Origin of the sequence: Silvimonas terrae (genome assembly GCF_014202765.1) — a bacterium.
Taxonomy (GTDB): Bacteria; Pseudomonadota; Gammaproteobacteria; order Burkholderiales; family Chitinibacteraceae; genus Silvimonas; species Silvimonas terrae.
The window spans coordinates 563440-575407 of sequence record NZ_JACHHN010000001.1 but is presented as its reverse complement, the minus strand read 5'-3'; the positions used below and the strand labels follow the sequence as shown (position 1 = coordinate 575407).

11 protein-coding genes are annotated in these 11968 nt (G+C 57.7%); 5 read left to right on the top strand and 6 right to left on the bottom strand.

What is annotated here, in order from left to right; translation table 11 throughout:
• Nucleotides 1-45 precede the first annotated feature (45 nt).
• From HNQ50_RS02270 to gyrA, 6 genes are all read right to left on the bottom strand, one after another.
• Nucleotides 46-633 (bottom strand): LOG family protein, encoded by a 588-nt coding sequence (locus HNQ50_RS02270; protein WP_184097121.1) that lies wholly within the window; start codon nt 631-633, stop codon nt 46-48.
• A gap of 35 nt (nt 634-668) precedes the next feature.
• Nucleotides 669-1742: a prephenate dehydratase gene (gene pheA, locus HNQ50_RS02265; protein WP_184097119.1), complete on the bottom strand. Its 1074-nt coding sequence runs from the start codon at nt 1740-1742 to the stop codon at nt 669-671.
• Nucleotides 1743-1847: 105 nt separating this feature from the next.
• Nucleotides 1848-2930 (bottom strand): 3-phosphoserine/phosphohydroxythreonine transaminase, encoded by a 1083-nt coding sequence (gene serC / locus HNQ50_RS02260; RefSeq protein WP_184097117.1) that lies wholly within the window; start codon nt 2928-2930, stop codon nt 1848-1850.
• A 141-nt stretch (nt 2931-3071) separates the two neighbouring features.
• Nucleotides 3072-3494, bottom strand: a complete 423-nt coding sequence (locus tag HNQ50_RS02255; protein WP_184097115.1) for a PaaI family thioesterase — start codon at nt 3492-3494, stop codon at nt 3072-3074.
• A complete protein-coding gene (locus HNQ50_RS02250) occupies nt 3491-3979 on the bottom strand; it encodes a PaaI family thioesterase (protein ID WP_184097113.1) in 489 nt (162 codons plus the stop codon). Before HNQ50_RS02250 ends, HNQ50_RS02255 begins: the two co-directional genes overlap by 4 nt.
• A 92-nt stretch (nt 3980-4071) precedes the next feature.
• Nucleotides 4072-6795 (bottom strand): DNA gyrase subunit A, encoded by a 2724-nt coding sequence (gene gyrA, locus HNQ50_RS02245; protein WP_184097111.1) that lies wholly within the window; start codon nt 6793-6795, stop codon nt 4072-4074.
• A 304-nt stretch (nt 6796-7099) separates the two neighbouring features.
• Between gyrA and HNQ50_RS02240 the strand changes: the two genes are divergently transcribed.
• The 5 genes from HNQ50_RS02240 (at nt 7100) to HNQ50_RS02220 (ending at nt 11954) form a co-directional block, all read left to right on the top strand.
• Entirely contained in the window at nt 7100-7798 is a 699-nt protein-coding gene (locus tag HNQ50_RS02240) for an OmpA family protein (RefSeq protein ID WP_184097109.1), read from the top strand.
• A gap of 231 nt (nt 7799-8029) precedes the next feature.
• The gene (gene lolA, locus HNQ50_RS02235; RefSeq protein WP_184097107.1) at nt 8030-8638 is read left to right on the top strand and encodes an outer membrane lipoprotein periplasmic chaperone LolA; all 609 of its coding nucleotides are present in this window, start codon (nt 8030-8032) and stop codon (nt 8636-8638) included.
• On the top strand, nt 8622-9941 hold the full coding sequence (locus HNQ50_RS02230; RefSeq protein ID WP_184097105.1) for a replication-associated recombination protein A: 1320 nt from the start codon (nt 8622-8624) through the stop codon (nt 9939-9941). The genes lolA and HNQ50_RS02230 overlap by 17 nt, the downstream gene beginning before the upstream one ends.
• An 81-nt stretch (nt 9942-10022) precedes the next feature.
• Complete coding sequence (gene serS / locus HNQ50_RS02225) at nt 10023-11309, top strand: serine--tRNA ligase (RefSeq protein ID WP_184097103.1); 1287 nt, start codon at nt 10023-10025, stop codon at nt 11307-11309.
• A 207-nt stretch (nt 11310-11516) separates the two neighbouring features.
• Complete coding sequence (locus HNQ50_RS02220; RefSeq protein WP_184097101.1) at nt 11517-11954, top strand: NfeD family protein; 438 nt, start codon at nt 11517-11519, stop codon at nt 11952-11954.
• The last annotated feature ends 14 nt before the right edge of the window (nt 11955-11968 follow it).

Here is an 11968-nt window from a genome sequence, read left to right as displayed (position 1 = left end):
GCTTGATCACCGAGAAGTGAATGGCGTGGGAGTCACGCCGGGGCATCAGGTCTTGCTGAAGAGATCGGCTTTTTGCCAGCGCGCCGGCAACACCGGCGTGGCGGCCAGACGCTCGACCAGCGCGGTGGGGGTATCGGCCATTTGCAGTTTGGCCAGTTCGCCGTCGTGCACAAAGCCCTCAGTCACGGTCTGGCCCAGGAACTGGTACAAGCCGGTGTAATAACCCGCTGTATTCAACAACCCCACCGGCTTGCCGTGAATACCAATCTGGCCCCAGGTCAGGATTTCGAACAACTCGTCAAAGGTGCCAAAACCACCGGCCATGGCAATGAAGGCATCGCCCAGTTCTGCCATGCGGGCCTTGCGGGTATGCATGGAGTCGACCACGATCAGCTCCGTGCATTGCGCCAGTGCCAGTTCACGCTCACGCATGAAGGCCGGGATCACGCCGATCACCTTGCCGCCGGCATCCAGCGCGGCTTCGGCCACAGCGCCCATCAGGCCCACGCGGCCGCCACCGTAGACCAGCGTCAGTTCACGTTCGGCCAGCACTTGCCCCAGTTCCCGCGCCGCAGCCAGGTATTCCGGGCGTTCGCCCTTGCGGGAACCACAAAACACCACCACTGATTTCATGACGCGATCCAGTTCCGGGCCTGCCCGGTCGGGTTCTAGAGTACGGCTTGCGGGTAAGAGCCCAGCACTTTGACAAAGGCAGCGACGTTGCCCAGCGCATCCAGTGCATTGGCGACGCGTGATTCAGACACGTGCCCTTCCACATCGATAAAGAACACGTATTCCCACAGACCGGTCCGGCTGGGGCGGCTTTCAAACTTGCTCATGGAAACACCATTGACGGACAACGGCTCCACCAGCGAGGCAAGCGCACCCGGCCGATTGGGGGCGGACACCACCAACGAAGTCCGATCCTTGCCCGACGGGCCAGTCGCTTGCCCGCCCAGCACCAGAAAACGCGTGGTGTTGTTCGGTTCGTCTTCAATATTCTGGGCCAGCCGCGTCAGGCCAAAACGCTCGGCGGCAGCATCACCGGCAATGGCGGCGCTATTGGGTTCCTTGCTGGCCAGACGGGCCGCTTCGGCATTGCTGGAGACAGAAATCCGCTCCACGCCAGCCGGCAGATTCTTGTTCAGCCATTCATGGCATTGCGCCAGGCTTTGTGCATGCGAATACACCCGCAAAATGCCGGCCACGCCTTCGCCTTTGCGCAAAAGATGGTGATGAATGCGTAGTACCACTTCGCCACAAATATTGAGCGGCGAGCTGACCATAAGATCCAGCGTGCGGCCGACAGCGCCTTCGGTAGAGTTCTCGACGGGCGCAACCACATAGTCAGCCGAACCCGATTCCACCACCCGGAATGCTTCGTCAATCGAACCACAAGCCAGCGTATTGGCGGCATGACCAAAGTGTTTGATGGCGGCAGCCTGGCTGAATGTGCCTTCCGGCCCCAAATAGGCGATGGTCAGCGGACGCTCCAGCGCCAGACACGCCGACATCACCTCACGGAACAGTTTGGCAGCCGCTTCGTCAGACAAAGGCCCGGTGTTGAGCGACTTGATACGCGCCAGCACTTGCGCCTCGCGCTCCGGCCGGTATACCACGCCACCACCCTTGATCTCGCCAATGGTGCGGGCGTGCTCGGCACGCTGGTTCAACAGCTTGAGAATTTCTGCGTCGATACGATCAATCGCATCACGATGGCCCTTGAGCAGCTCGTCAGACATGCCCTCTCCTGTGGCAATGTTTTATGTATTCAATGTGCAAATGACTTGCACCAGCGCGCAGTGTACCACCGACCCTCTCAGCGAGAGCACGACCGGTAAACGCGCTTATTTGCTGCGCGCAAAATCGCGCATGAACTCCGTCAACGCCCGCACGCCTTCCAGCGGCATGGCGTTGTAAATGGAAGCCCGCATGCCGCCCACGGAACGATGGCCCTTCAGTTGCAACAAGCCGTGCGCTTGCGCGCCTTCCAGGAACGCATCATCCAGCGCTTCGTCTGCCAGCCGGAACGGCACATTCATGCGCGAACGGAACGGGCGCTCTACCGGACAGTTGTAAAAGCCGTTGGAGTTATCAATGGTTTCATACAGCAACGATGCTTTTTCGATATTGCGCGCTTCCATCGCCCCAACGCCACCATTGTTCAACAGCCACTTGAACACCAGACCGGCCACGTAAATGGCAAAGGTCGGCGGCGTGTTGTAGAGCGAATCGGCAGCGGCATGCACCTGGTAATCCATCATGGTCGGCGTACCGGCGCGGGCCTTGCCCAGCAGGTCTTCGCGGATGATGGCCAGCGTCATGCCCGACGGGCCGATATTCTTTTGTGCCCCGGCGTAAATCAGCCCATAGCGGGCGATATCCAGCGGTCTTGAGAGAATGTTGGACGACATATCGCACACCAGCGGCACGTCACCGCTATCGGGCGTGTGCTGGAACTCGACGCCGCCAATCGTTTCATTGGAGCAATAGTGCAGGTACGCCGCGTTATCGCTGCGCTTCCAGCTGGCTTCATCCGGCACATAGGTGCCGTTGCGGTCCTCATTGGAGGCCACGACATTGACCTTGGCGTAACGCCGCGCTTCCTTGATCGCAATACGCGACCAGTGGCCGGTATCGACGTAATCCACCGCCGACGATTCTGTCGCCAGGTTCAAGGGCAGCATGCTGAAATTGAAGTGCGCCCCGCCCTGCAGGAACAGCACCTTGTAATTGGCCGGAATATTCAGCAGCTTGCGGAAATCGGCTTCCGCTTCATGAATGATCTGGGTGAATTCTTTACCCCGGTGGCTCATTTCCATGACGCACATGCCAGAACCATGCCAATCGGTCATTTCCGCCTGAACGGTAAGCAAAACGTCCCGGGGCAATACGGCCGGGCCAGAGCTGAAATTGTAGACTTGGGTCATGGTGATCCTTGTTGGCATGTCTCCGGGCCAGGAGCGGCCGGGAGGTTCATTTTATCCATCTGCGGCAAAGACGGGGGAAACAGAACTGCAAAATCCACGGCATATCAGACCGCACTGATTGCCATTGGTGCCAAAGCCCGGTCAGGCCAGCAAAAAATGCGCACGCGCCTGGGCGACGGGCTTGCTGCGATCATCTTGCCAGGCGGTCATCAGCACATTGGCAATGCGCTTGCCCTGGCGCACGATTTCGCAGCGGCAATAGAGGTCCTGCGCGCGGCCGGTACGCAGATAGTCGATTGAAAAATCGATCACCCGTGGAATGCCCTCGCCTTCGCGTTGCCACATCAGATGCAGCACGGCGGCGTTTTCCAGGAAACCGCCAATCACGCCGCCATGCAGCGCCGGCAGGATGGTGTTGCCAATGTTCTTGTCTTTGAATGGCAGATAAAACAGCGGTTCGCCGTCTTCTTCCCGTACTTCAATCCCCAGCAAGCTGGCATACGGAATGGCGGCAATGGCGCGAGACAAATCGTCAATGGTCTGGATATTGGCCAGTGCGCTCATGCTGTTTCTCCTGTGCTGGCAATGCCGGTACTCCCTTTGGGCTCCATGCCCCGGGCGAAGGTTGCAACACCATGCGCCACCGGTTTCTCCGGGTCATCCTGATACGCCGTGGCGCGGGTAAAGGCCACATGATCAGTCAGGCGATAACATTCGGCGGTGCAATACACCGGCAGATCCGGCCGGGCCGGGCGCAGGTAATCAATCCGCAGATCCAGCGTGGCTACCGGCTCTGGCGCACGCAGCAAAGAATAGATCGCAGTACCGCTGGCGGTATCGATCAGGGAAGTCACCACGCCACCGTGAATGACGCGGGTATGCGGATTGCCGATCAGCTTGTCGCTGAAGGGAAGTTTGAGGGTAATACGGCCGCGCTCGGCATTGGCAAACTCCATGCCCAGCTCACGACAGTGCGGCAGGTTCATGAACCACTGCTGCAACTGTTCAAAAAACACCGGTTCTTCTACCGGTAGCCACAAGCCATTCATGGTCGTCACTCCAGAGAAACACAACGCGACCGTAAAAACGGTCGCGTTGCAGTACGTGATGACACGGGTGCATCACCGATCAGAGACTACGTTTATTCCGGCTGATCGGTCGCACCGGTTTCGGTGCTGCCGGCGGCCTCGGCATCTTCGGCTTCAACTTCGTCGTCCGAATCGGCTTCAACCACTTTTTCCAGACCGGAGAGCAACTCGCCTTCGTCCAGGTTAATCAGGCGCACACCTTGCGCTGCACGACCGGTTTCGCGAATTTCTGCGACCTTGGTCCGGATCAGCACGCCACCCGTGGTGATCAGCATGACGTCATCCGCCTCTTCCACCAGCGTCGCCGCCACCAGCTTGCCGTTACGTTCGCCGGTATCAATGGCGATCACGCCTTGCGTGCCACGGCTGGTCAGGCGGTAATCGCCGACCGGGGTACGCTTGCCGTAACCGTTTTCCGTCGCGGTGAGCACTTGCTGCGTGGTGTTTTCCGGGCTGGCAACCAGCAGCGAAATCAGTTTCTGACCGTCAGCCAGCTTCATGCCGCGCACGCCGCGGGAGTTCCGGCCCATCGGGCGAACCTTGTCTTCCGCAAAGCGGACAGACTTGCCAGCGTCAGAGAACAGCATGACCTGATCGCCTTCGATGCTGGCCACATCGCCCTCTTCCAGCGACTCGTCTTCCACCACGGTGTCGTCCTCGGCACCGCTTTCATCATCCACCACCACACCACCCTTGCCACGGGTCAGCGCGACACCCACAAGGTAATTACCCTCGTCCAGGTTGATGGCGATGATGCCGCGACGCATCGGGCGAGAGAACGCGGTCAGCGGGGTCTTTTTGACTGTACCGTCGGCTGTGGCCATGAACACAAACTGGTCATCGGTGAACTCCTTCACCGGCAAGATGGCGTTGATCTTCTCGCCTTCTTCCAGCGGCAGCAGATTGTTGATCGGCTTGCCACGGCTGTTGCGGCCACCCTGCGGGACTTCATACACCTTCAGCCAGTAAACGCGGCCGCGTGACGAGAAGCTCAGAATGTAATCGTGCGTATTGGCGACAAACAGGTTGTCGATGAAATCGTCTTCTTTGGTGGCTGCGGCTTGCTTGCCACGGCCGCCACGGCGCTGCGCGCGATATTCCTCGGTCGGCGTGGCTTTCATGTAGCCACCATGCGTCAGCGTCACCACCATGTCTTGCGGGGTGATCAGGTCTTCGAGGTTGATGTCCTCGGCATGGGCCACGATTTCAGAACGACGCTTGTCACCAAAGGTGGTTTTTACTTCTTCCAGTTCCGTGGCGATGATCTCGGTCACGCGCTCCGGACGGGCAAGAATGTCGAGCAAATCAAGGATACGTTCCATGATTTCTTTGTACTCGGTGACAATCTTGTCTTGTTCCAGACCGGTCAGGCGCTGCAGACGCAGTTCCAGAATGGCCTGTGCCTGCGCATCAGACAAACGATAACCGTCGCGGCCCAGACCAAAGCCTTCGCCCAGACCATCCGGACGCGATGCGGACATATCCGCGCGCGCCAGCATGTCTTCTACCAGTTGCGAGCGCCACACGCGCTCCATCAGGCCTACCTTGGCTTCGGCCGGGGTCGGCGCGGCCTTGATCAGGGCAATGATGTCGTCCACATTGGACAGCGCTACCGCCAGACCTTCCAGGATGTGACCGCGCTCACGTGCCTTCTTCAGTTCAAAGGCGGTGCGGCGTGTGACCACTTCACGACGGTGCTTGAGGAAGCTCTCAAGCACTTGCTTGAGGTTCAACAGACGCGGCTGGCCGTCGACCAGTGCCACCATGTTGATACCGAAGCTGTCTTGCAGTTGAGTCTGCTTGAACAGGTTATTGAGCACCACATCCGGCACTTCGCCGCGCTTGAGCTCAATCACCACGCGCATGCCGGATTTATCCGACTCATCGCGAATTTCAGAAATGCCTTCAATCAGCTTGGAACGAACCAGCTCGCCAATGCGCTCCAGCAGACGCGCCTTGTTGACCTGGTACGGCAGCTCGTCGACCACCAGCGCCTGGCGATCTGCACTACGTGGAATATCTTCCACGTGAGTGCGCGCACGCATCAGCACGCGGCCGCGACCAGTGCGATAACCCTCACGCACGCCAGCCACACCATAAATAATGCCTGCGGTCGGGAAATCCGGAGCAGGGATGAAATCGATCAGGTCATCCACCGTGAGTTCGGCGTTCTGCAACAGCGCCAGGGCTGCGTTGACCACTTCAACCAGGTTGTGCGGCGGGATGTTGGTTGCCATACCCACGGCAATGCCGGAGGAGCCATTGACCAGCAGGTTGGGCACGCGCGTCGGCAGCACCGATGGCTCCAGTTCCTTTTCGTCGTAGTTGGGCGTGAAGTCGACCGTTTCTTTATCGATATCAGACAGCAACTCGCTGGAAATACGCGAAAGGCGACACTCTGTATAACGATACGCGGCGGCGGCATCGCCATCGATAGACCCGAAGTTGCCCTGGCCATCGATCAATGTATAGCGCAACGAGAAGTTCTGGGCCATCCGCACCAGTGCTTCATACGCTGCGGAGTCGCCGTGCGGGTGGTATTTACCCAGCACGTTACCGATCACCCGGGCGCATTTCACGTAGGCGCGGTTCCACACGTTGTTGCTATCATGCATCGCATAAAGAATGCGGCGATGCACAGGCTTGAGACCGTCACGCACATCAGGCAACGCGCGCCCGACGATCACGCTCATGGCGTAATCGAGGTAGGAGCGACGCATTTCCTCTTCAAGGCTGACGGGAATCGTTTCTTTGGCAAAGCTTTGCTGTTCGGACATCTTGGTCGAATCGATCCGCCGTTGCGGCCCGCAAGGGGCCTGATCATAAAATGTGGGGTCGCGCAGCGCTCACGCACGCGCCAAACTGCCTGGAGTTTAACATGGTGTGGTTTACACACCAATTTTGACAACAGGCTGTCAAAATTTCACATTCCTTTTATTTGCGCGCGGTAAAGTTAAGCTACTAGAATGTGCGGTGTATTGGAGAATAGCCTTGACATCCCTTGCGGGTCAGTTATATCCAGTAGCGTCTGTACTACTATAAACATCGCAATCGAACGATATTCAACCAGGAGAAAAAACTATGCTGTCGCTCAAGCAATCGATGTCGAGCCTGGCCGTTGTAGCGGCCCTCGGTGTTTCCGCTTCCGCCTTTGCCGCAACTGATGCATATCTGACTAACAGCACCAATGTCAAAGACGACAACCCGGAAGGCGTTGTAAAGAACGGCATCGGTGAGTGCTGGCAAACCGGCACCTGGAGCAAGGAAAAGGCTGTGAAGGGCTGCGCTGGCTATGTTGAGCCTGTTGCTGCTCCGGCCCCGGCACCTGCCCCGGCTCCGGCTCCGGCACCTGTTCCGGTCCCGGTCACTGTTTCCAAGCATTTCACCCTGAAGGCTGACGTGCTGTTCGAATTCAACAAAGCCACCCTGAAGCCAGAAGGCAAGGACGCTCTGGACAAGCTGTACGAACAAGTGAAGGATCTGGATCCGAAGGAAGGCAAGGCTGTTGTGGTTGGTTACACCGACCGTATCGGCAGCGAAAAGTACAACTTCGATCTGGGCTACAAGCGCGCCAAGTCCGTTGCTGACTACCTGGTGAGCAAGGGCGCTCCGGCTGACAAGATTGACGCACAAAGCCGTGGCAAGGCCGATCCGGTCACTGGCGATACTTGCGCCAAGGTCAAGAACCGCAAGAAGCTGATCGAGTGCCTGGCTCCGGATCGTCGCGTAGAAATCGACGTTCAAGGTATTCACGAAGAAACCAAGCCGGCCGCTCAGTAATATCAGCGTCGGTCTGGAGAAAACCCCGCCAGAAGGCGGGGTTTTTTTATTTGCAGAACGCTTGCAGAGAAGGCGTGTCTGTTGTTGTATGTCTCAGAGTCATTAACACAAGCCAGCGTAGCGATGCTGGCAAGGCGCGCAAAGCGAAGACAGTACAATGAGTACGGCAAGTGAGCGTAACGCGGCCGATTGTGTTAATGACTCTCAATCTGCAAGGAGCAAGAAACAACAATGCGTATCCAGATTCTGTGTGGCGCCTTTGCCGCTTTGATCACCAGTTTTGCCCACGCTGATGCGATTGGTGATCTGAAACAATTCCTGGGTTCTACCCATTCACTCAAGGCGCAATTCACGCAAAGTGTGGTTGGTAAAGGAAAAACCCAGACCAGCACCGGTAATGTTGCAATCGTAATTCCCGGAAAATTCCGTTGGGAATATCAAAAACCTTATCAACAACTGATTGTGGGTGATGCCAAAGAAGTCTGGCTATACGATCAGGATCTGAAACAGGCGACCTCCAAAAACGTCGCCAATGCCCTGGAAAGCAGCCCCGCCGCCCTGCTGGCAGGCGATACGTCCTGGGAAAAAAACTACACCCTCAAAGCCCTGCCCGATCAGGATGGCCTTGCCTGGCTGGAAGCCACGCCCAAACGTGACGACAGCAGCTTTGAACATATCCGTCTGGGTCTTGCCAACGGCCAGATTCAGCGCATGGACCTGTTCGATAAATTTGGCCAGACCACACAAATCCGTTTTAGCCAGATTGTGACCAACCCCAAACTCGACACGGGCCTGTTTCACTTCACGCCACCGAAGGATGTAGATGTCGTTCGAGAATGACCTTTTCTCTGCGGACAAACCGGCTGAACCGCTGGCAGAGCGGTTGCGGCCGCGCGCCGTTGCTGAAGTTGTCGGTCAGCGCCATTTGCTGGCGACTGGCAAGCCGCTGGCACTGGCCATTGCTGCCGGGCAGATTCACTCCATGATTCTGTGGGGACCGCCGGGCGTGGGTAAAACCACGCTGGCGCGTCTGCTGGCCGGAACGTTTGATGCGGAGTTCATTCCGCTGTCTGCGGTGTTCTCCGGGGTGAAAGATATCCGCGCCGCGATGGAGCTGGCAGAGCAATACCAGGCACGCGGTCGCAAAACCATTTTGTTTGTGGATGAAGTTCACCGCTTCAACAAGTCGCAGCAAGATGCGTTCTTGCCATTTGTGGAATCCGGCCTTGTCACGTTTATTGGCGCGACCACAGAAAACCCATCATTTGAGGTCAATGCCGCGCTGTTGTCCCGCGCGCAGGTCTATGTGCTCAAGGCCCTGACGGATGAAGAACTGGGTGAACTGGTGCAGCGTGCGCTGGCGTGTTTTCCCGATCTATCCGCCACCGCTGACGCCATTGCGGTGTGGACCGGTTACGCCGATGGCGATGCCCGCCGCATGCTCAACCTGATTGAACAAAGCGCGCACGCAGCGCATGCCAGTCAGATCACCGGGATTGATGCCGCTTTTCTGGAAAACGCGCTGTCGCTCAATGCCCGCCGTTTCGACAAAGGCGGAGATGCGTTTTACGACCAGATCTCCGCCCTGCACAAATCGGTACGCGGTTCCAACCCGGATGGTGCACTGTACTGGCTGACCCGCATGCTGGATGGCGGCGCTGATCCGCGTTATCTGGCACGGCGCATTGTGCGCATGGCATGGGAAGACATTGGTCTGGCCGATCCACGCGCCGCACAGATCACGCTGGATGCGGCTGAAACCTGGGAACGCCTGGGTAGCCCGGAGGGTGAACTGGCACTGGGGCAAGCGGTGATTTATCTCGCCATCGCCCCCAAATCCAACGCCGGTTACAACGCCTATAACCAGGCGCGCGGGCTGGTCCACAAGGATAAATCCCGCCCGGTGCCTGAGCATTTACGCAATGCGCCGACCAAACTGATGAAAGAACTGGGCTACGGCAAGCTCTACCGCTATGCCCATGACGAGCCCGAAGCCTATGCCGCGGGCGAGACTTACTTGCCGGAAGGGCTGGAAGGCACTGTGTTCTACGAACCGGTGCCACGCGGGCTGGAAGCAAAAATTGCCGAGAAACTCAGGCACCTGGCTGAACTGGATGCCGCATGGCACGAGCGAAACAGGTAGAATCGCACCATCTGCGGGCCTGAGGCCCGCGCCAATTCCATTTACCGAAACATAGCCTGACCTGACTAGACAACGGCCAATATGCTCGATATCAATCTGCTCCGTAATGACCTTGATAACGTGGTTGCCCGCCTGGCAGCCCGTAACTTTGTGTTTGATGCTGCCACGTTTACCGCGCTGGAAGCCGAACGCAAAACCCTGCAAACCCGCACGCAAGAATTGCAGGCCAAGCGCAATTCCTCTTCCAAAATGATCGGTGCGGCCAAGGCCAAGGGTGAGGATGTCTCCGCCATCATGGCCGAGGTTGCCAACCTGGGTGATGAAATGAAAGCCAGCGAAACAGCGCTGGCCGCGCTGCAGGAAAAGCTCAACGCATTTTTGCTGGCGATCCCCAACCTGCCGCGCGCGGACACCCCCGCCGGGAAGGATGACGCGGATAACGTAGAAGTACGCCGTTGGGGCACGCCACGCGCTTTTGATTTTGAAGTGAAGGATCACGTCGACGTCGGGACGCCACTGGGTCTGGACTTTGAAACCGGCGCCAAACTCTCCGGCGCACGTTTTACCGTGTTGCGCAGCGGCATTGCCCGCCTGCACCGGGCGCTGGCGCAGTTCATGCTCAACACGCATACCGAAGAACACGGCTATGCCGAGACCTACACCCCGTATATCGTCAATCCGGAAGTGCTGTACGGCACTGGCCAGTTGCCCAAGTTTGCCGAAGACATGTTCCGGGTAGAAAAAGGCGGTGAAGACAACCCGGTGACGCAATACCTGATTTCGACGGCCGAAATCTCGCTGACCAACACCGTGCGCGACAGCATTCTCGGCGCAGAAGACCTGCCGGTGAAACTGACTGCCCATTCGCCGTGTTTCCGTTCCGAAGCCGGCTCTTATGGCCGGGATACCCGTGGCATGATCCGCCAGCACCAGTTCGACAAGGTAGAAATGGTGCGCATTGAGCATCCGGAAAAATCCGATGCCGCGCTGGAAGAAATGGTCGGCCATGCCGAAGCCATTTTGCAAAAGCTGGAACTGCCTTACCGTGTGGTGCGCCTGTGCGCAGGCGACATGGGCTTTACCGCCGCCAAAACCTATGACCTGGAAGTCTGGCTGCCGGCACAGAACACCTATCGTGAGATTTCCAGCTGTTCGAACTGCGAGGCCTTCCAGGCCCGCCGCATGCAAGCGCGTTTCCGTAACGACGCCGGCAAGCCGGAACTGGTGCATACGCTGAATGGTTCTGGCCTGGCGGTAGGTCGCACACTGGTTGCCGTGCTGGAAAACTACCAGAATGCTGATGGTAGCGTCACTGTACCGGCCGTGCTGCGCCCGTATATGGGCGGGCTGGAAACCATCGCTATCTAAGCGAGCCTTGCCTCACAAAAAAAGCGCCGGATATCCGGCGCTTTTTTATTGCCCGCCACTTCGGGTTGAGAATAAATTGTTTGGCATGGTGTTTAACCGATTTTTCACGTTGTACGGAATTTGCCGGACAAATTTGCGTCAAAGCACTGTTCGCCCAAAAAATATTTGTACTAATAACAAGTTGTCATTTCCGAGGGGCATTCAATCATGTCACATATTTCTATGTGGTTTATCGCTGCACTGGTGCTGGCCGGGCTGGAAATGCTCACCGGCACCTTGTATATGCTCGCCATTGCCTGCGGTCTGGCGGTAGGCGGCATCTCGTCCCTGATCGGCATATCCACACCCGCACAGATCATTGTGGCCTCGATCAGCGCGGTGTTCGCTGTGGGCTTGTTGCACAGCTGGAAGCTCAAACACCAGATCGTGCCGGTCGATACCGTGCAGAACCAGCTGGACCTGGGTCACCGCGTCACAGTGGATGAATGGCTGGACATGCGCCATGCCCGCGTCCGTTATCGGGGCACAACCTGGGACGCGGAAATTGTCGACACCCGCGTACCGCAAAATGCGCCCAGTTATTTCATTACCGGACAGCGCGGCAATATCTTGTTGATTGATATTTTGCCGCCCGCCAGCGCCTGAGTTTTTACATCTTT